Origin of the sequence: Nocardia sp. NBC_01499 (assembly GCF_045040275.1) — a bacterium.
Classification (GTDB): domain Bacteria; phylum Actinomycetota; class Actinomycetes; order Mycobacteriales; family Mycobacteriaceae; genus Nocardia.
The window spans coordinates 8178328-8197725 of sequence record NZ_CP109426.1; the positions used below are offsets into that span (position 1 = coordinate 8178328).

Below are 19398 nucleotides of genomic sequence, written 5' to 3' on the forward strand. Positions count from 1 at the left end.
CGGAGCACCGACTATGCCTGTATTCGTCTTCCCCGGCCAAGGCTCGCAGTTCCCCGGCATGGGCAAGGAACTGTTCGACGAGTTCCCCGACCTCGTGCGCGAGGCGGACGCGGTGCTCGGCTACTCGGTGCGCGAGGTGTGCATGGAACCCGGCGGCGCACGCATCGCGCAGACCAGGTACGCCCAACCCGCCATCTACACCGTGAATGTCTTGACCTACTTACGTTTTCAACGCAGATCAGCGCTGCGACCGTCCTATCTGCTCGGCCACAGCCTGGGGGAGTACTGCGCGCTGTTCGCGGCGGGCGCGTTCGATTTCGCCACCGGGCTCGCCCTGGTCGCTCGTCGCGGCGACCTGATGGCCGAGGCCGATGACGGCGCCATGGCGGCGGTGGTCGGCCTGACCGCCGAGCAGGTCGAGGCCGTCGCGGCGAGCAGGCCGGACGGCGGCATCTGGGTGGCGAATCTGAACACACCGCAGCAGGTGGTGATATCCGGCAGCACCGAGCAGATCCGCGCGGCGCGTGCCGATTTCCTGGCCTCGGGTGCGACCCGCTATGTGGTGCTGCCGGTCAGCGGGGCCTTCCACTCACCGCTGATGGCGACCGCGCAGGCACGGTTCACGGAGGTGCTGGCCGCTGCGCCGATCCGAGAACTCCGAATTCCGGTGGTGGCCAACCTGTCCGGCGAACTCCATGCCGATGCCGGACTGCGTACCTCGCTCGCCGCGCAGCTCTCCGGGCCGGTCCGCTGGGCCGACAGCATCCGAATGTTGTTGGCGCGCGGCGAGACCCGATTCATCGAAACCGGCGCCCGCCGCGTGCTCACCCCGATGATCGCGAAGATCGCGGCCTGAACGGACGCTACTTCTCGAACTGCGCGCGCTTCCAGTCGCCGTACGGCTCGTCGCGCTCCCGTACGGCCTCCCGGAAACCGGTTTCGGCCGAACGCGATTGGAAGGCGTAGCCCTCGCGCGTGTGCCGGGAGATGCCGTCGAAGACGGTGCTGATCATGCCGGAGTTCGCCACACCCTGCGCGAGCAGCGCGCTGTTGAGCGCCAGTTTCGCCATGACCAGCTGGTTGATCGGCATCCGGGCGATGCGCTCTAGCAGTGCCTCGGTGCGCTCATCGAGTTCGTCGGCGGGCGTCGACTCGACCGCGAGACCCCATTCCTCGGCCTGCTTGCCGGACAGGCAGTCGCCGGTGAACAGCAGGCGCTTGGCGCGCTGGTCGCCGAGGCGGTGCGCCCACATGCCCGCGGCCGGGATACCCCACACGCGGGTGGGCGGATAGCCGATCTTGGTGTCGTCGGCGCAGATGATCTGGTCGGCGTAGAGCGCGATATCGGTGCCGCCCGCGACCGCGAAGCCGTGTAGCTTGGCAACCGTCGGCTTGTTGGCGTGCAGCAGGCTGGCGAAGCCACGATTGAACCGGCTCATCATCGCGTAGTCGACCATGGGATCCCAGGTGCGCCCGGAATCGTGATTGCGGGCCTGCACCACCGGATCCAGCACGGTGCCAGCGGGAGCGCCCGCGGACTCGCCGGGCTCGCCGGGATCGAAACCGCTCTCGGCGAAGATCGACAGATCGTATCCGCCGCAGAATCCCTTACCCCGCCCGGAAACCACCATCACGTGCACCCGCGGATCGAGGTCGGCTTGCTCGACCGCGTGCGCGAGCTCGATCGGGGTGTCGGAGGTGATCGCGTTGCCGTGTTCGGGGCGATTGAAGGTTATCCGCGCGATCCGGCCGGTGACCTCGTAGGTCAGCGTGCGATAGCTGATTTCCGTCGGCGGCAGCGCACGGTCGGCCCACGGCGAATCGGGCGCTTCGGTAAGTCCCTCATACCAAGCGGCCTTGCGCTTGCCGGATTGATTCTCGAAGTCTGACAAGAGGGTTTCCTGACTACGTCGGGGGACGGCGAACTTCCCGCTGATATTACATACTTGTGTCAACTGACGGTGCACTGTAATACTGATTTTATGCCAACCCACGCGGTCACGAACCAGGTTCCCCCGCTCGTCGATTACGACGCCGCCGAGCAGCCGGTGCTGCTCGAGGCGCTGCACCGCGCGGGCGCCGAGCACATCCTCGACGAGTTGCACGAGATCGGACGGCTTGCGGGTAGTGCCGAGGCCATCGAGCTCGGCGATCTGGCCGAGGCGCATCCGCCGACGCTGAAAACGCACGATCGCTACGGCAACCGGATCGACGAGGTGGTCTACGACCCGAGCTATCACCAGCTGATGACCAACGCGGTCGGCTTCGGGCTGCACGCGGCGGTGTGGGCGGACACCCGGCCGAACCCGCATCTGACGCGGGCCGCGAAATTGAGTGTGTGGGGTCCGGTCGACGCGGGCCACGGCTGTCCGATCTCGATGACCTACGCGGTGGTGCCCGCCCTGCGGGTGGCTCCGGAACTCGCCGCCCAGTACGAACCCTTGTTGTCCACAAAGGAATACGATCCTGTTCTGCGCGCACCGCTGGCCAAGCGCGGCCTGCTCGCCGGAATGTCGATGACCGAAAAGCAAGGCGGCTCCGACGTTCGGGCGAATACCACCGCCGCCACCCCGATGTCGGAGGGAGCCTACCGGATCACCGGGCACAAGTGGTTCACCTCCGCGCCGATGTCGGATATCTTCCTGGTGCTCGCGCAGGCTCCCGGCGGGCTTTCCTGCTTCCTCGTGCCGCGCGTGCTGCCCGACGGCACCCGCAATACCTTTGCGCTGCAACGGCTCAAGGACAAGCTGGGTAATCACTCCAATGCCAGTAGCGAGGTCGAATACGACAATACCGTCGGCTGGTTGGTCGGCGACGAAGGCCGCGGCGTGCAGACGATCATCGAAATGGTCAATCTGACCCGCCTCGACTGCACCATCGGCACCGCCACCGCGATGCGCACCGGCGTCGCCATGGCGGCCCATCATGCCGCGCACCGCACGGCTTTCGGTGCGACGCTGGCCGATCAGCCGTTGATGCGCAATGTGCTCGCCGATCTCGCGATCGAGGCGGAGGCGGCGAGCACGGTCGCGCTGTGGCTCGCCGATCTCACCGATCGGGCGACGGCCGGGGTGGACGGCGCCGATCAGTTGCGCCGAATCACGTTGGCGGTGAGCAAATACTATGTGTGCAAACGCGGCCCGATCCACGCCGCCGAGGCGCTGGAATGCTTGGGCGGCAACGGTTATGTCGAAGAATCGCGGATGCCACGGCTGTATCGGGAGGCGCCGTTGATGTCGGTGTGGGAGGGATCCGGCAATGTCGCCGCGCTCGATACGCTGCGCGCGATGGCCAAACAACCGGAAACCCTCGGCGCCTTTTTCGACGAAGTCAAACGTGCCTCTGGCGCCGACGCGCACCTCGACGCGGCGATCGTCCGGCTCGAACAGCAATTCGGTGACTTCGATACCATCCAGCACCGCGCCCGCCGGATCGTCGGCGATATGGCGCAGGTACTTCAGGCGTCGCTGCTTGTTCGCTACGGTCATCCCGCCGTCGCGGACGCCTTCACCGTCAGCAGGCTCGGCGGTGAACACGGCGACGTTTTCGGCACCCTACCGACAGGTATTGATAGCGCCGCCATCATTCAGCGCGCCACGCCCAAGGCAGGCGACTGAAACCGACCGGCAGTTTCCTCGATTGCCGCTACACATCCGAGGTGACGAGCAGCTGCTCGGCGAATGCCAAGAATTCGGTGCGGAACGCCGCGTATTCGGCGCGCAGGCGCGCTCCCGGCCAGTCGGCGGGCAGCAGCGGATCGGGCAGCAGCGGATCGTCGAGAATATGCCGCACCGCCGCTGCCGCCACCTCGAACCGTTCCCGCAACGTCGACGAACTCGCGAACTCGCGCAGCAGCCGCTCCGCGTCGCGGGCCCAAAGTTGTGGCGCGAAAAGGGTTTCCGCCATCGCGATCGGTGAATCCGTTGGCGCGGCGGTGAATACGGAAACCCGACGGCTTGCCTGCGGTCCGAGCACGATCTCGATGTTCGCGGGCCTGGTCCACACGCCCTCGCGTAATTCGCCGAGTTTGCGGGCGCGCATCGTGTCTCGGAAGGCGGTCCGCGCCGGCGCGTCGTCACCGACGGCTGTCACCACCGCCAAAAACCATTCGCCGTCCCAGGTTTTCACCACGGGACGCACTGCGGCGTCCTGCCTGCGCTGTCGCTCGATCAACCGGTCCGAGAGCCGATACACGCCGTTCGCGCGTGCCAGATCACCCATGGCGACCATCCTGGTCAGCGCGACTCGAACGGCCGATTGCTGAAGCCCGAGTTCCTCGGCCACCGAAACGATCCAGCTGACCGGTGCCTCGGCCGGATGCGCGCCGAGCAACGCACTCAGAATTGCCGACCGAGCGGTCAGCTTCCGCACGCGCATCGTCACACCCCGTCCTGTCCGAGTCGGTGCCGGTCGAACTCCGGCCGACGAACTCGAAATTCTACAGACGAGCACGCGCGGACCCGACGGTCGCGCCGCGAGACATCGCCCGCCCGAAGTTCGCGGCGAGGGCCGTGAACTGGCGATGTGTCGGGCCGAGAGGCGAATCCCGTGGTGCCGCTAGTTCGCGTTGTTATATGCCGCCACAATGTCGGCCGGGATCCGGCCGCGGGTCGATACGTTGTGCCCGTGCTTCCTGGCCCATTCGCGGATCGCCGCTGTTTGCTCGCGGTCGGTCGCCGAAGTCGCTTTGCCGGTGCCTTTGCGCTTCGCCCGCCCTGTCTTGCGCGCCTTTTCCGCCCATGGCTCCAGCGTCACGCGCAGCTTGCCCGCGTTCTTGGTGGACAGATCGATCTCGTAGGCCACGCCATCGATCGAAAATTGAACTGTTTCATTCGCTTTCGACTTGCCGTCGTAGTCGTCGACCAGGGTGACGGTGACTTTCTTGGCCATGGGGTGCGTCCTTTGGGTAGGCACGAGTAATTGCTCGAAATACTAATACCGTATCGCATCGAACTCGGCGAGGAGAAAAGTACTGTGCCGCAGAAGTGCACAGCAAGTGCACAGGTGCTTGCGAGTCGCGAATGCGCAAGGCCGCAGGGAGCGCATCCGATAGGCGGTACTCAGCGCAGCGATTCTGCCGCCGTCGCAGCTATCGCCGCGGCGACCGCGCTCAATGCCGGTGAGTCGAGCCGCCATTGCTGCCAGTACAACGGGACATCGATGAATGCCTCGCCGTCGATGGTAACCAGCTCGGTGCCGAAATTGCGGGTTTGCAGGTCCGGCAACATGCCCCAGCCCAATCCGAGCCGGACCGCGTCGAGGAAACCGGCCGAGGACGGGACGTAATGGCGTGGCGGATCCAGCGGTTGGCGGCTACGGCGGCGCAGGTGACGGTCTTGCAGATCGTCTTTGCGGTCGAATAGCACCACCGGTGCGGCCGCATAAGCTTTGGCGGTCGCGCCGTCGCCGAACCAGGTGCGCGCGAATCGCGGCTGCGCCATCGGTCGATAGCGCATCGCGCCGAGTCGCTCGACTTTGCACCCCTGCACCGGTGTGGAAGTGGCGGTGATCGCCGCCATGACGGTGCCGTCGCGGAGCAGCCGGGTGGTGTATTCCTCGTCCTCGCGATGGATTTCGAAGCAGACGCCGGTCGGTGCCGTTGCCAGTGCTGGCAGCACCCAGGTTTCCAGTGAATCGGCGTTGACCGCGATGGGCAGCCTGGTCGGCCGATGCGCGCCGCCGAGTTCGGTGGCGGTGTCCGCGGCGAGCAGCTCGATCTGTTTGGCCAGTCGGAGTACCGCGAGCCCGGATTCGGTGGCGCACACCGGTTTTGTGCGCAGCACCAGAACCCGGCCCGCCGCGTCCTCTAGTGCCTTGATGCGTTGGCTGACCGCGGACGGCGTGATCCGCAGGCGCTTCGCGGCCGCGTCGAAAGTGCCCTCGGTGATCGCCGCGTTCAGCGCGCGGAGCTGATCGAGCTGCAGGTCCATGTTAAGGAATCGTAATGGTGATGCAGAATCTTTAGTTTGCCTTGAGATAATGCCGTGCCTAGCGTCGGTGGATGTGGATGTTCCCTCGGCGGTGTTGGCTGCCCTCTCCGGTCTCGGTTTCGGGCTCTCGCTGATCGTGGCCATCGGCGCGCAAAACGCGTTCGTCCTGCGTCAGGGGGTGCGCGGGCAGCACATCTTCGCGGTGGTCGCGGTGTGTGCGCTGTCGGACGTCGTCTTGATCGCCGCGGGCGTCGGCGGATTCGGTGTTGTCGTCCAATCGGCGCCCGGCGTGCTCACGGTGATCAGGTATGCGGGTGCCGCGTTCCTGCTCGGCTACGCCGTCCTCGCGGCCCGCCGGGCGTTCGCGTCGGCGGCGCTCACCGCCGGACCCGCGGGCACAACGCTCGCACTCGGCGCCACCATCGCCACCAGCCTGGCGCTGACCTGGCTGAACCCGCACGTCTACCTGGACACCGTTGTCCTGCTCGGTTCCTTCGCCAGTACCTATACGAGCCCCGACCGCTGGTTCCTCGGCGCGGGCGCGATGGTCGGCAGCATCGTCTGGTTCACCGCGCTCGGCTACGGCGCCCGGCTGCTCGGCCCGCTGTTCGCGCGTCCCGTCGCGTGGCGCGTGCTGGATTCCGCAATCGCGGTGATGATGACGCTGCTGGCCGTCGGCCTGCTGCTGACCGGTCCCTAGGAGTTCGAACCCGTTGGTTTTCAACGCTCCAGACCCGTAGACGAACGAGATCCGGCGTCGGACAGTGAAAGCTCGAATGTTGCCGACCGACCGGTGTCGAGTGTTGTTCGGCGCGAACGCGGTTGGCTGCGTCCTTCGCGTGACGGGAGACACAGCCAGCGCGGCGGTCCGTGCTGATTAGGGCCATAGGGGCCGGGTATGCGGCGAATGACCGCCCACACCCCTAGTTGGAGGAGTAGTCATGACCAAGCACGACAGCGGACCGCGCGAGGCCGTCGAGGGCGTCGTCGAGGACGTCAAGGGCAAGGCCAAGGAAGCCGCGGGCATTGTCACCGGCAACGAAGGCCTCAAGAGCGAGGGCCGCGCCCAGCAGGACAAGGCCGAGTCCGAGCGTGAGGCCGCCAAGAAGGAAGCCGAGGCGGAGAAGGCGCGCGCCGAGGCCACCCTGAATGAGGCCCGTCAGAGCGCCTACGAGAGCGGCAAGGAATCCAAGGATTCCTAGTCACTGCCAGTTGTCGGCGGCGCGGGGACTTTTGTCCCTGCGCCGCCGATTCATGTTGCGCTGCGGAACATTTGGGCGGCCTGCGCCCGCTCGGCGAGGATCTGGTTCCGCCGCTCGGCCATCGCGGCCGCCGGTGCGCCGCCGGTAGCGATGGCCTCGTAGATCGCAGCGGCGTCCTCGATGGCGTCGCGGGCGCCGACACCCGCGGCCGGTGTGATGGCGTGATCGGCGTCGCCGCACAGGATCACCGGAGTCCGCGGTGGCCGCGCGTCGGCGAGCGGGACCGTGCGGGCGTTGGAGACGTGCACGGTGTTGGTCGCGGCGAGCAGGCTCTCGACGAGTTCGGGAATCGCGGTGGCGCCGGCCATGATTGGCTCCGTCCAGCTGTCGATCGGCTGAATCCCGATGTCCTGCACCGCGAGTGGCGCGCGGGTGAGGCGAGTGAACCACACCGAGATCGTGTCGTCCCAGAAGTGGCCGAAGGTGCTGACGGGTCGGCCGTCGTCGTCGAGTTGGCGTTGGAAGTGCAGGACGGACGGGTCGGTGTCCGGCCGGATCGGCTTGTCGGTGATGCCGTAAATGATGACCTGCCCGGAGTATTCGGCGGTGCGCTCCGGTTCGAGGCGGCGGCGTGCGAGGGAGTCGATGCCGTCGGCGGCGATGATCAGGTGATCGGCGGCCACCTGGTTGTCTCCGCTGAAGAGCGTGCCCTCGGCGGCGTTCAGCTCGGTGACCGGCGTGCCGTAGTGGATGTCCGCCGTTGTGGCAGTGGCGAATTCGGTGAGCGCCCGCATGAGGTCGGCGCGCAGATACATTCGGCGATCGGTGCGGGAGTCGCTGCGGATCACCCCGGTATGGTCGGCCGCGCGCAGCTCGGTCAGCGGATGCGACGCCGCGTGCAACCGGTCGATCTCGACTCCCAAATCCGCCATCGCCGCATGGGCGCGGCCGTCGAGTGCCAGAAAGTGTCCCGCGCCGACAACCGGTTGACTCTCATAGACCGTGACCGGTCGTTTCTCCCGCGCGAGCGCACCGGCTAGCAACGTACCCGCGATTCCACCGCCGATGATCGTGACCATGCGCCTACCTTAGGTCCCACCAGCGAGGCGCGGGAGAGTCTCGCTGGTGGGACCGTCGTGGGGATCAGCAGTCGGTCGGTGCCGGTACGCCGCGGAATCGGTCGTCGATCCACGACATCGCGGCCGGTGCGCCGAGCACCGCGGTGGTCAGGTGATCCGGGCTCGGATACAGCTCCGATTGCACGCGCACGCCCGCCGCGCAGTACCGCCGGACCGTGTTGTCGATAGAGACGACCGGGATCAGCGCGTCGTCCTGCGAACGCCATTGGTAGATCGGCATTTTCGGCACACCGTCGTAGAGCTCCAGGCTGTTCTCCTCCAGCACCGAGCGGGCACTCGGGTCGTCGGCCAGTGAGGTGGAGCTTGCCACGTCAAGGACGCTGTGCCCGGCACCCGCCGCCAGGATTTCGTTGGTGCAACCGTTGGCGATCTGGTCGCGGGTGGCCCGGCCGAAGGCATTCAGGTTGTCGCTGATCGGCAGCCGCGTCGGGTACTCCCGCTCGAGCCCGATGGCCGCCGCCAGCGCGAGCCCGAACGCCGGGTGCTTGGAATAGCCGAGTCCCTCGGTCATTTTCACCAGGTTCATCGGGACACCGCCCTCGGCCGCGCCGACGATGTCGAGTTCCGGTGCGTAGGTTGGCGCGAGCGCGGCCGCCCAGCCCGTCGCCATGCCGCCGCCGGAATAGCCGAACATCGCGACCGGGCTCTTGGCGACACCGAGCTCAGCGACCTGGCGGGCCGCCCGGATGCCGTCGAGGGTGATCATTCCGCCGAGTTTCGCCGCCCCGTAGGCGCTGGTCGGGCCGAGATGGTCGGGCAGCGCCACCGACCAGCCGCGCAGCAGCACGGTGTTGAGCGCGGGCGCCTCGCGGACGGCGAGATTCGGATCGGCCGTGTAGAGCACCCGGGAAACGGCGCACTGGGTGCCGAGGCCATTGATGATGTGTTGATAGGAAAGCAGCGGCCCGCCGGGGACATGGTCGTGCGGGGTCAGCACGGTGGTGGTGGCCGCGATCGGATTGCCCGCGGAATTGGTGGACCGGAACTTGATCATCGTGACCGTGCTGCCGGGAAATCCGAGCAGCGCGGGCATCGGGCGAACGGCCAGCACGTCGCCGGGCTGCGCGCGGTCGAGGTCCGGCGGTGCGGCATAGAAGGGGTCGGGGTCCGGCCTTGGATAGATCGGTTGTGCCGCAGCGGAACCCGGCAGCACGGCCACGTGAGCGACCGATATCAGCAGGGCGACAACGGCGAGCGCGGGGCGAAGGTGTCGAAGCATGGCGATGAGCGACTCCCATTCATCACGACATTCACGGGGGATTGTTCAGCTTGTGGAAAGTCGAATAACCCGAAAAGTGGCCGTGGATAATCGCCCGGCCGGTGTTCGGACGAGCGACACGATATGGGAAAAACGGAAAGGCGAGAGGGAGCCGCGCCGTGCGGTCCTGCCGATCGGCGGGCGTGGCATCGCGGCACGGTTGTCGGTGCGCCGGTTACGGTGGTTCGGTGATGCTGCTCGTTGTCGGCCTCGTCCTGCTCGGCGTCTTCCTACTCAGGTTCCGTAAGGATCGGCGACGGCTGAGCAACGGGGTGTTTCTGCTGCTCGGGTTGGCTTTCACCGGGGTGTGGCTGATCGGCTCCGGCGCCAAGGGCGACCTGCCGGTGGTGCTGGCCGGGCTGCTGGTGCTGTTGTCGCCGCTGCTGGTTCTTGTGCTCGCCGGGTTGCTGATCGTCAACGGCGGACAGATGATTCGCCGGGAAGGATTGCGCGTCGCGAATCTGCTTCCGCTCGGCCTCGGTGTCGCGCTGCTGGTGCCCTATGTGTTGCTCGGGGTTGCTATTTTCACCCGCGATATCTGGGTCGTGGTGATTTTGGCGTCGGTGACCATGGCGGTGAGTTACATCGGATTCCTGTTCGCCAGCTTCCTGTTGTATTCGCTGTTCTACGGATCGCTGCCCTATCGGCCAGGCATGGACGCGATCGTCGTGCACGGCGCCGGCCTGATCGGCGCGCGGGTGCCGCCGCTGCTGGCCAGCCGCCTGGATCGAGCCATCGAGGTGTATCGCGCCGAACTCGCGGCGGGGCGCACGCCACTGCTGATCGCCAGCGGCGGTAAGGGTTCCGACGAGGCGGTGTCGGAGGCCGCGGCGATGGCGGGCTACCTCATCGAGCACGGCGTGCCCGCCGACAGCGTTGTGCTGGAGGACCGTTCGACGACCACCCGGGAAAATCTGCTCTACACCAAGCAATTACTGGGCGAGCGCGGCGAGTCAACCCGAATGGTGCTGGTAACGAGCAACTTCCACATTCTGCGCACGGCGATCCTGGCCCGGCGCCTCGACCTGGACGCCGAGGTAACCGGTGCGCGGACCGCCTTCTACTATCTGCCTTCCGCGATTCTGCGCGAATTCGCCGCGGTTGTCATCGCCTACAAGTGGATCAACGTGATCGCCTGTCTCGCGCTGACGGCGCTTCCGGTGCTCGCGCTGGTGCTGACCCGCGATATGCCGCACCACTACGGCGACTGACGCCGCGGTTCAGGAATCGAAGGTCTTGTGTGGGATGCCGACGGTGAGGCCGCCGTCGATGACGAATTCGGCGCCGGTCGAATAGGAGGATTCGTCGCTGGCCAGGAAGGTGATCAGCGCGGCGACCTCGGACGGGTCGGCGGCCCGGCCCATCGGGATCTGCAGGAAATCCGCGGGAATGCCCTCGGTCATCGGCGTGCTGATCAGGCCGGGGTGCACCGAGTTGACCCGAATGTTGTGCTTGGCCAACTCGAGTGCCGTCGACTTGGTCAGGCCGCGCACGGCGAATTTGGACGCGACATAGCCGTGCAGGCCCGGGCTGCCGCGCAGGCCTTCGACGGAGGAGATGTTGATGATCGAGCCGCCGCCCGCCTCGATCATCGCCGGTGTCGCGGCGCGCATGCCGAGAAACGTTCCGGTGAGGTTGATGTCGATGATCCGCTGCCATTCGGCCAGCTCGAAGTCGACGAGCAGGTTGCCGTTGGCGATGCCGGCGTTGTTCACCAGCACGTTGAGCGACCCGAACCGCTGCACCGCCTCGGCGACCGCGCCGGTCCAGTCCGCCGGCTCGCGCACATCGAGGTGCACGTAGGCGGCGGCGTCGCCCAATTCCTTGGCGACCGCGGCGCCTTCGTCGTCGAGCACGTCACCGAGCACGACGCGGGCGTCCTCGGCCACCATGGCCTTGGCGTGTGCCGCGCCCATGCCGCGGGCCCCGCCGCTGATCAATGCCACCTTGCCGGTCAACCGCCCCATCGCGGCACCTCCGTCTCTCGTCTGTTCCCGCCAACGTACTGGAACACGTTACAGAAATGTGCCGAATCGGACGCTGGTCTCAGGTCCGATGGTGTCATAGCGGGGACGGCCTCGGAGAAAGTCGTTGCGAGCCAGCGACTTCGGGGAATCGGCCAGCGGCTCTCGCCACGGCGGCCCGCGCGCTCTACGGTTTACCTATGAGTGAGCCAACCCATTTCACCATGGCATCGCTGCGCGACGCCGCGGGCGCCGACCTCGGCGTGAGCGGCTGGATCGAGGTCGGTCAGGACCGCATCACCGCGTTCGCCGAGGCCACCGAGGATCGGCAGTGGATTCATGTCGATCCGCAGCGCGCGGCCGACGGGCCGTTCGGCACGACCGTCGCGCACGGGTATCTGACGCTGTCGCTGCTCCCGGAAATCACCGGGCAGCTCTTCGAGATCACCGACGCCGCTGTGCGGATCAACTACGGCCTCAACAAGGTTCGGTTTCCGTCGCCGGTGCCCGCTGGCTCGCGCATTCGCGGGCGGGCCACGATCGTCAGCGTCGACGAGGTGCCGGGCGGGCTTCAGGTCGTGATCGCAACGACGATCGAGTGTGAAGGCGCGGCGAAGCCCGCCTGCGTCGCCGAGTCGATCGTCCGGGCCCTGGCTTAGGCGTTCGATCGGGCGTCTCGCCGTCGTCGGCCGCCGCGCTATGGCATCATCGTGTAGAACACGTTCTAATTCTGTCCGCGATTCGCGGGAGGCGCGCGATGACGAACTCAGCATCCTCGGCGGCACTGCGTCGGCTCGCGCGGCGGGTGCCGGATATCGCCGAGGTGCCGGGCGGTCGGCTGATCGACTTGCCAGGGCGGGGCAGCACCTACGTGGTCGACATCGCGGGACCGGAGGGTGCACCGGCGCTGGTCCTGTTGCACGGCACCGGCTGCACCGCGTACCTGAACTGGTTTCCGGCGCTGGCGCCGCTGGCCGAGCGGTACCGGGTGATCCTGTTCGACCAGCGCTGGCACGGTCGCGGTATCCGCTCCGAGCGCTTCTCGGTGGCTGACTGCGCCGACGACGTCGCCGCCGTGCTCGACGCGCTCGGCGTGGCACAGGCCGTGTGCGCGGGATACTCGCTGGGCGGTGTGGTGAGTTTGGCTGCCGCACATCGGCATCCGGATCGGGTGAGCGGGCTCGTGCTGTGCTCAACGCCGTATCGGTTCCAGGACAAGTGGCGCGAGCGCGCCTTTCATCGGGCATTCGGGGCGTTCGCGGAGGCGGTCGGGCCCTATTCCTTCAAGCGGATCGAGGAATACGCCGGACGGCTGCCCGAACTGCCGGAAATCGCCTGGGCGCCGGGACGATTGGATCGGTGGGCGCTCACCGAGCTGCGCAGTACCAGCGGGTGGGCGATTACCCAGGTGATCGGCGAGGTCGGCCGATTCGATGCGACGGACTGGTTGTCGACCCTGAAAATGCCTACCGCCGTGGTGATCACGACTCGGGACCGGGCCATTCCGGTCTATCGGCAGTTGGAGATGGCGACCATGATCCCCGGGGCGAGCATTCACCTGATCAAGGGCGGGCACGCGGCCTGCGTGCTCGAGGCCGATCTCTTCGTGCCCGTGCTGCTCGAAGCCTGCGGTGCGGTCGCCGCGAGATTGTGAGGCAGGGCTACCTCGGCCCTGTTCGGCGGCGATGGCGAACAGGTGCCTATTCGTGTATCAGCCTAATTCCCGTGCGGCGGTCAGTAATTCGGCGACGACGTGCGGGACCGCGTCGGCCAGCTCGGCGATGTCGGGCACCAATTCCTTGCAGGCGATGAAGCCGAAGTCCAAGTTGCCGTCGTTCGATATCACGGTCACCGTGAGCCCGGCGCCGTGAAAGACCGGGCCGAATGGATACATCCCGTTGACTCGAATGCCGAGAAAGTACAGCGGCATCGGCGGGCCAGGCACATTCGACACCACGAGGTTGTGCACCACCGGATGCCGTTCGGCCAACTTCAACGACGAGTACACCCGTGCCGCGAGCTGAAAGGTGTTCGGCGGGGCGTACTTCGACCAGTCCTGCAGGAAGTCGGCGCCGATGAGGTCGTGTTCGGCCTTGGCGCCGCGGTTGTCCTCGGCCACCTGCAGCAGGCGTTGCACCGGGTCGGCGATATCGGTGCCGAGCCGCGCGAACAGCGTGGACACCTTGTTGATACCCGCGGTGTGCCTGGTGGATTCGTGCACCGAGACCGGCACCGAGGCGACCAGCGAGCGGTCCGGCAGTTCGTCGTGCTTCGCCAGATAGGCGCGCAGCACCCCGGCGACAATGGTGAGCACCACGTCGTTGATCTTCACCCCGAACGCGGACTTGATCTCCTTGACGGCGCCGAGTTCGGCCTCGGTGAACGCGACCGCGCGATGCGGGGTAATGGCAAGATTGAACGGGGTCCGCGGCGCGGAGAACGGCAAGGCCATGCCCGCCTTGTCATTTCGGCGTCGGTTCGCGAATCCGGCAACCATGCCGAGGGTTTTCGGCACCATTCCGACGATGCCCGCCTTGGTCGGGAACTTGACCACCGCCTTGGCCAGCAATTGCCAGTCGTTCGGGCTCGGTTCCGGCCGCCACGGCTCGGCGGGCGGGGTCTTGGCCGCGTTCGGCTCCATATCGCACAGGTGCATCATCATGTTCGTGCCGGTGATGCCGTCCACCGAGGCGTGGTGGTACTTGCAGATCACCGCGACCTTGCCGTCGTCGAGACCCTCCACCACCGACATCTCCCAGAGCGGGCGGTCGCGGTCCATCGGGCGGCTGGCGATATCGCCGACCAATTCGGCGAGCTCGCGGCGTCCGGCCGGGGCGGCGATGCCGATGCGGCGAATGTGATAGTCCAGATCGAAGTTCCGATCTTCGACCCAGACCGGGTGGTCGAGATTGAACGGCACCTCGTAGACGCGGCGGCGCAGCTGCGGAATCAGCGGCAGCCTCCTGCCTAGTTCGGCCTTGAAATTATCGAATGAATAGTCCCCTGAGCTGGGATCGAGGATCAGCAGGGCACACACGTGCAGGTGCTGGGTTCCGGTTTCCAAATAGAGAAAGCTGGCATCCAATCCGGTAAGTCGTTCCATAGCCGAAGCCTACTAGAACGCGTTCTAGTATTTGGTCGAACGGGCGCGAGGTGGGTCACAGTGGTGGCCTCTATTGTCAAGCGGGCTAACGGCATTGGTCGCGGCCCGGCTGGTCGCCGTTCGGCGAGGTCCGGCGGCTGGGTGTCCCATTTGTGGCGCTACAGATGTTTATGTAACCCGTAGTTGCATGTATGTGTATGATGATTGCTACGGCCATGCAGGAAGGCGCACGACGACGCAGTCGTGAGAGGAGTACCGATGAAGCTACTTCGTAGAGGTGAGCGGCGACCGGACATTGATCCGGGCGAGGTCGCGCTGCACGCGCGCAACGTGCAGTTCCAGTGGGCGGATACGCCACTGCATTGGATGCCGAACGAGCCCATCGCCTCGCACCTGATCAACTCGCTGAATCTGCTGCTGCCCGAGGGTGAGCGCATGTTCTGTGCCGCCTATGCCGAGGCGCTGCCGTTCGTGAAGGACGACAAGCTGCGCGAGGCCATGCTCGGCTTCATCGGCCAGGAGTCCATGCACGCCGAAACGCACGACAAGGTGCTGACCGAGGTGCTCGCCGCGCACGGCATCGACCCGGAACCCTACGTGCGCCAGGCCGAGTTCCTGTTCCGAAAGACGCTGGGCCCCAGGGAGAACGAGGGCATCGCGGAGCGTCAGACGCTGGTCGAGCGGCTTGCGGTGATCGCCTGCCTCGAGCACTTCTTCGCCTACCTCGGCGACTGGGTGCTGAACGCGGACCTGGAGAAGTTCGACGCCGAGCCGCGCATCGCGGACCTGTTCCGCTGGCACGGAGCCGAGGAGGTCGAGCATCGGCATGTGGCGCACGATGTCGCGGTCTATTTCGGCGCGGGTTATGTGCGGCGTGCGGCGGTCATGACGTTCGTCTTCCCGACCTTCATCACGCTGGTGGTGCGCGGCACGAAATACATGGTGCACCAGGATCCCGAGTTGCCCGACCTCGGTTACCCGCGGCTGATCAAGCGCGTGTTCGGCGCGATGTGGCGCGGCGCGCTGCCCGGTGTGCCGTCGCTGCTGTGGAGTGCGCTGTCGACATTCAAGCCCGGTTACAACCCCGGGTCGGTCGGGTCAACCGCGCAGGCGGTGGCCTACCTCGCGAAGTCGCCTGCCGCGCAGGCGATCGCGTCGTGAATCGGAGACAGCGCAGCGTGGGTGAGGTGCGGTGGTGAACCTACGTCCCGTCCCCGAACAGTTCCCCGCGGACCTGTTCGGCAAGCGTGATCAGGACCGGGCGATGCGGGTGCTCGACGCGGTCGCCTCGGCGCGGCTGCGCTGGACCACCATGATCAACCGACGCGACCTCGCACCAAAGGTGGACGACCACCGGCTTGCGCTGGTGGTGACCGAGCGGCGAATCGAGGCGCATGATCAGGACGTGGTGAGCCTGCGACTGGAGGCGCCCGACCGGCGGGAGCTGCCGCCGTGGCGGGCGGGCGCGCACCTGGATCTGGAGCTGCCCTCGGGGCGGTTGCGGCAGTACTCGCTGTGCGGCGATCCGGCCGACACTCGCGCGTATCGGGTTGCGGTGCGGCGCATTCCGGACGGTCTCGGCGGGTCGGTGGAGGTGCACGACGGGCTGCCGGTCGGTGCGCCGCTCACCGTGCGCGGGCCGCGCAATGCCTTCCCGTTCGCCGTGCCCGGCCACGGATCACCCGCTGCCCGTTTGCATTTCATCGCGGGCGGCATCGGGATCACGCCGATCCTGCCGATGGCGCGGCTCGCGCAGCGGCTCGGCATCGACTGGTCGATGGTGTACACCGGCCGTAACCGCGACACCATCCCGTTCCTCGACGAGATCGCCGGGTTCGGCGACCGGGTCATCGTGCGTACCGACGACGAGCACGGCCTGCCCGACGCCGCCGCATTGCTGCCCGGCGTCGCGGCCGATACCGCGGTCTACTGCTGCGGCCCGGTACCGATGACAACGGCCGTCGCCGCGGCGGTGCGCGAAATGCCCGGCGTGGAACTGCATTCCGAGCGATTCTCGCCGCCGCCGATCGTGAACGGCGTGCCGTTCGAGATCCAATTCGCCTCTACCGGTGAGGTGGTCGAGGTGGCCGCGGATCGCTCCGCGCTCGATACGATCCTCGAGACTCGGCCGGATCGTCCCTACTCGTGCCGCCAGGGTTTCTGCCGCACCTGCAAGGTCCGGGTGGTGTCCGGCGAGCCGGAGCATCGCGAAACCGTGCTCACCCGAGCCGAACACGAGGCGGGCGAGATGCTCGTCTGCGTATCCCGTTCGCCCGGTGGGCGACTGGTGCTCGATCTGTAACCACGACCTCTGGTCAGCAAGGAGAAACCGATGACGACCCTCGAACCACCGGAGCTCGTGGCCGCCGAGCGGACGGTGCGCAACGGCGAATTCGAGCTCGCCGTCTACGAATACGGCGATCCGACCGCGGAAACCGTAGTGCTGGTGCATGGCTGGCCGGACACCAACCATCTGTGGGACAAGGTGGTGCCGTTGCTGGCACGCCGCTTCCACGTCGTCACCTACGACACCCGCGGGCACGGGCGGTCCACCAGGACCCGGCGCACCGCGGACTTCCGGCTCGATCATCTGGCCGGCGACTTCTTCGCCGTCGTCGACGCGGTCAGCCCGGACCGGCCGGTGCATGTGCTCGCGCACGACTGGGGTTCGGTGCAGGTGTGGGAGGCGGTGTGCGAGCCGAGGGCGGCCGCGCGGGTCGCGTCGTTCACCTCGGTGTCGGGTCCGAATCTGGACCACATCGCGAATTGGATGCGTAACAGGCTGTCCCGGCCGACGCCGCGCAACATCTGGCAGCCGGTCAGCCAGACGCTGTCCTCGGCCTACACCTTCTTCTTCATGACGCCGGGGCTGCCGAGGGCCGTGTTCGGCCTGCTCGGCACCGAGCGGCGGTGGCAGCGGGTCGTCTCGATCATGAACGAGACATCGCCGTCGAATGTGACGCTCGGTCCGACGTTTCGGCAAGACCTGGTCGACGGCCTGCTGATCTATCGCGCGAACATCGTGCAGCGCTTGCGTTCTCCGCGCGAGCGGCACACCGAGGTGCCCGTGCAGCTCATCGTCGCGGGTCGCGATGTCGCGGTCCGGCCCGCCGGATACGACGACGAACGCAAGTGGGTGCAGCGGCTGTGGCGCCGCGACGTGCCCGCCGGGCACTGGATGCCGTTCTCCCACCCCGAATTGCTGGCCACCGCGACCACCGAGCTGATCGACGCGCTCAACGGCGGCACGGTGCCGCGTGGGCTTAGGCGCGCCGAAGTCGGCCGCAGCGCACGGCCATTCGAGGATCAGCTCGTGGTGATCACCGGCGGTGGCAGCGGTATCGGTCGCGAAACGGCGCTGTCGCTCTCGCGTCGCGGCGCCGAAATCGTGCTGTCGGACATCAATCTCGCCGCGGCCAAGGAGACCGCGGAGCTGATCGCCGCCGAACGCGGTGTGGCGCATGCCTATCAGCTCGACGTGGCCGACGCGGACGCGGTGCACGCGCACGCCGAGATCGTGCTGGAAACCCATGGCGTACCCGACATTCTGATCAATAACGCCGGAATCGGCCAGGCCGGTGGGTTCTTCGACACCTCGGCGGCGGAGTTCGACCGGGTCATGCGGATCAACCTCGGCGGCGTGCTGAACGGCTGCCGTGCCTTCGGATCCGCCATGGCCGAGCGCGGTTTGGGCGGACACATCGTCAACCTCTCCAGCATGGCCGCCTACAGCCCGCAACAGGGGTTCAGCGCGTACTCGACCAGCAAGTCGGCGGTGTTCATGTTCTCCGACTGCCTGCGCGCGGAACTGGCCGGTCGCGGCATCTCGGTGCACACCATCTGCCCCGGCATCGTGCACACCAATATCGTTGCGACGACGACCTTCTCGGGTGTCAGTGCCGAGGAGGAGAAGCGCAAGCAGGAGCGTTACGACAACCTCTACCGCAAGCGCAGCTACGGGCCGGAGAAGGTGGCCGAGCAGATCGTGCGCGCCGTCGAGAAGGACCGCAGCATCGTCCCGGTGACGCCGGAAGCGCGGTTGCAGTACCACTTCAGCAGGCTCGCGCCCGCGGTCGGCCGGTTCGTCGCGGCGCGGGTGAAGCTCACCTAACCATCGGACAGGGTGCGCAGATCGGCCTCGATGGCCGCGACGCGCTCGGCGTCGACACCCCACGGGTGTTCGACGCCGACCCTGCGGTCGAGGTCCCACAGCACGCAGGTCTCGCCGGGCGCGGCGACCAGCGCCCAGGCCACCACGGTGCGGCCGAGCTGCTCGCCCATCGAGCCGTGCGAATCCTTCGGCGGCCCAGCACCTTCCGGGAAGTGGTGGAGGAAGCGTCCGTAGGCGGTGGCGCAGAACTCGGCGTAACGCTCGGTGCAGAGAATGAACCCGTGCCACGCCTCGTCAACGGCGTGTGACGGCATGCCGACCACCTGCCCGTCGCGCATCGCCGCGCCGCAGCAGCGCAACCATTGCCGCAGGCCGGTTTCCACGAGTTCTCTCGGCTGCCACGGGGAGGTCTTGTAGACGGCCTCGGGCAACTCCAGCGCGGCGACGGCGGCGTTGACCGCGTCGAGATCGATCTCGCGCTGCCCTGACCTGCGGAAGCTGAAAGACGGCACAGTTCACTGTACGCAGGCGTGCCCGGCCGCTACGGTGCAGAGATGGGTGAAGCTGTCGCTATCGTGCTGATCGGGCTGGTTGTGCTGCTGTTTGTCGCGAAGATCGCCGCCGGATCGCAGCGCAACAGCCGGGGTCGGCGCGGTGGTGATCCGCGACGTGGATCCGACAGCGGCTCCAC

Annotated in this window: 19 protein-coding genes; 10 read left to right on the top strand and 9 right to left on the bottom strand. The window is 66.9% G+C overall.

Translation table 11 applies throughout. From position 1 onward, the window contains the following. Positions 1-13 precede the first annotated feature (13 nt). Positions 14-856 carry an ACP S-malonyltransferase gene (gene fabD, locus OG203_RS37495; RefSeq protein WP_405161934.1) on the top strand — a complete coding sequence of 281 codons (843 nt, stop codon included), beginning with the start codon at positions 14-16 and terminating at the stop codon, positions 854-856. 7 nt (positions 857-863) lie between these two features. On the opposite strand, the gene OG203_RS37500 is transcribed toward fabD, so the two are convergent. Next, positions 864-1892 carry a crotonase/enoyl-CoA hydratase family protein gene (locus OG203_RS37500; protein ID WP_405161935.1) on the bottom strand — a complete coding sequence of 343 codons (1029 nt, stop codon included), beginning with the start codon at positions 1890-1892 and terminating at the stop codon, positions 864-866. A 90-nt stretch (positions 1893-1982) separates the two neighbouring features. Between OG203_RS37500 and OG203_RS37505 the strand changes: the two genes are divergently transcribed. Then, positions 1983-3617: an acyl-CoA dehydrogenase family protein gene (locus OG203_RS37505; RefSeq protein WP_405161936.1), complete on the top strand. Its 1635-nt coding sequence runs from the start codon at positions 1983-1985 to the stop codon at positions 3615-3617. A gap of 28 nt (positions 3618-3645) precedes the next feature. On the opposite strand, the gene OG203_RS37510 is transcribed toward OG203_RS37505, so the two are convergent. From OG203_RS37510 to OG203_RS37520, 3 genes are all read right to left on the bottom strand, one after another. Further along, positions 3646-4377, bottom strand: coding sequence for a PaaX family transcriptional regulator C-terminal domain-containing protein (locus tag OG203_RS37510; protein ID WP_405161937.1), 732 nt, complete (start codon positions 4375-4377; stop codon positions 3646-3648). A gap of 180 nt (positions 4378-4557) precedes the next feature. Then, positions 4558-4890, bottom strand: coding sequence for an Lsr2 family protein (locus OG203_RS37515; RefSeq protein ID WP_357382689.1), 333 nt, complete (start codon positions 4888-4890; stop codon positions 4558-4560). A 170-nt stretch (positions 4891-5060) separates the two neighbouring features. Continuing rightward, positions 5061-5930, bottom strand: a complete 870-nt coding sequence (locus OG203_RS37520; RefSeq protein ID WP_405161938.1) for a LysR family transcriptional regulator ArgP — start codon at positions 5928-5930, stop codon at positions 5061-5063. 49 nt (positions 5931-5979) lie between these two features. On the opposite strand from OG203_RS37520, the gene OG203_RS37525 reads away from it, so the two are divergent. Both OG203_RS37525 and OG203_RS37530 read left to right on the top strand, forming a co-directional pair. After that, the gene (locus OG203_RS37525) at positions 5980-6630 is read left to right on the top strand and encodes a LysE/ArgO family amino acid transporter (protein ID WP_405161939.1); all 651 of its coding nucleotides are present in this window, start codon (positions 5980-5982) and stop codon (positions 6628-6630) included. A gap of 241 nt (positions 6631-6871) precedes the next feature. Further along, entirely contained in the window at positions 6872-7132 is a 261-nt protein-coding gene (locus OG203_RS37530) for a CsbD family protein (protein ID WP_405161940.1), read from the top strand. A 50-nt stretch (positions 7133-7182) separates the two neighbouring features. On the opposite strand, the gene OG203_RS37535 is transcribed toward OG203_RS37530, so the two are convergent. Together OG203_RS37535 and OG203_RS37540 are read right to left on the bottom strand one after the other, a co-directional pair. Continuing rightward, a complete protein-coding gene (locus OG203_RS37535; RefSeq protein ID WP_405161941.1) occupies positions 7183-8211 on the bottom strand; it encodes an FAD-dependent oxidoreductase in 1029 nt (342 codons plus the stop codon). 64 nt (positions 8212-8275) lie between these two features. Further along, entirely contained in the window at positions 8276-9490 is a 1215-nt protein-coding gene (locus tag OG203_RS37540) for a lipase family protein (protein ID WP_405161942.1), read from the bottom strand. 230 nt (positions 9491-9720) lie between these two features. Here OG203_RS37540 and OG203_RS37545 point away from each other — a divergent pair, with 230 nt between their 5' ends. Further along, positions 9721-10740: a YdcF family protein gene (locus OG203_RS37545; protein WP_405168128.1), complete on the top strand. Its 1020-nt coding sequence runs from the start codon at positions 9721-9723 to the stop codon at positions 10738-10740. A gap of 9 nt (positions 10741-10749) precedes the next feature. On the opposite strand, the gene OG203_RS37550 is transcribed toward OG203_RS37545, so the two are convergent. Beyond that, a complete protein-coding gene (locus OG203_RS37550; protein WP_405161943.1) occupies positions 10750-11496 on the bottom strand; it encodes a glucose 1-dehydrogenase in 747 nt (248 codons plus the stop codon). A 197-nt stretch (positions 11497-11693) separates the two neighbouring features. Between OG203_RS37550 and OG203_RS37555 the strand changes: the two genes are divergently transcribed. After that, positions 11694-12152 carry a MaoC family dehydratase gene (locus OG203_RS37555; RefSeq protein WP_405161944.1) on the top strand — a complete coding sequence of 153 codons (459 nt, stop codon included), beginning with the start codon at positions 11694-11696 and terminating at the stop codon, positions 12150-12152. Between the two features lie 98 nt (positions 12153-12250). Beyond that, entirely contained in the window at positions 12251-13147 is an 897-nt protein-coding gene (locus OG203_RS37560) for an alpha/beta fold hydrolase (protein WP_405161945.1), read from the top strand. A 57-nt stretch (positions 13148-13204) separates the two neighbouring features. Here the strand turns inward: OG203_RS37560 and OG203_RS37565 are convergent, their stop codons facing one another. Beyond that, positions 13205-14596: a WS/DGAT/MGAT family O-acyltransferase gene (locus tag OG203_RS37565; protein ID WP_405161946.1), complete on the bottom strand. Its 1392-nt coding sequence runs from the start codon at positions 14594-14596 to the stop codon at positions 13205-13207. Positions 14597-14854: 258 nt separating this feature from the next. Between OG203_RS37565 and OG203_RS37570 the strand changes: the two genes are divergently transcribed. From OG203_RS37570 to OG203_RS37580, 3 genes are read left to right on the top strand one after another with little or no spacing between them, the layout of a single operon-like run. Continuing rightward, positions 14855-15757: a metal-dependent hydrolase gene (locus tag OG203_RS37570; RefSeq protein WP_405161947.1), complete on the top strand. Its 903-nt coding sequence runs from the start codon at positions 14855-14857 to the stop codon at positions 15755-15757. Between the two features lie 34 nt (positions 15758-15791). Next, on the top strand, positions 15792-16898 hold the full coding sequence (locus OG203_RS37575; protein ID WP_405161948.1) for a PDR/VanB family oxidoreductase: 1107 nt from the start codon (positions 15792-15794) through the stop codon (positions 16896-16898). A gap of 30 nt (positions 16899-16928) precedes the next feature. After that, positions 16929-18707 carry an SDR family oxidoreductase gene (locus tag OG203_RS37580; RefSeq protein WP_405161949.1) on the top strand — a complete coding sequence of 593 codons (1779 nt, stop codon included), beginning with the start codon at positions 16929-16931 and terminating at the stop codon, positions 18705-18707. On the opposite strand, the gene OG203_RS37585 is transcribed toward OG203_RS37580, so the two are convergent. Next, positions 18704-19219, bottom strand: coding sequence for a hypothetical protein (locus OG203_RS37585; protein WP_405161950.1), 516 nt, complete (start codon positions 19217-19219; stop codon positions 18704-18706). The genes OG203_RS37580 and OG203_RS37585 overlap by 4 nt on opposite strands. Positions 19220-19398 lie beyond the last annotated feature (179 nt).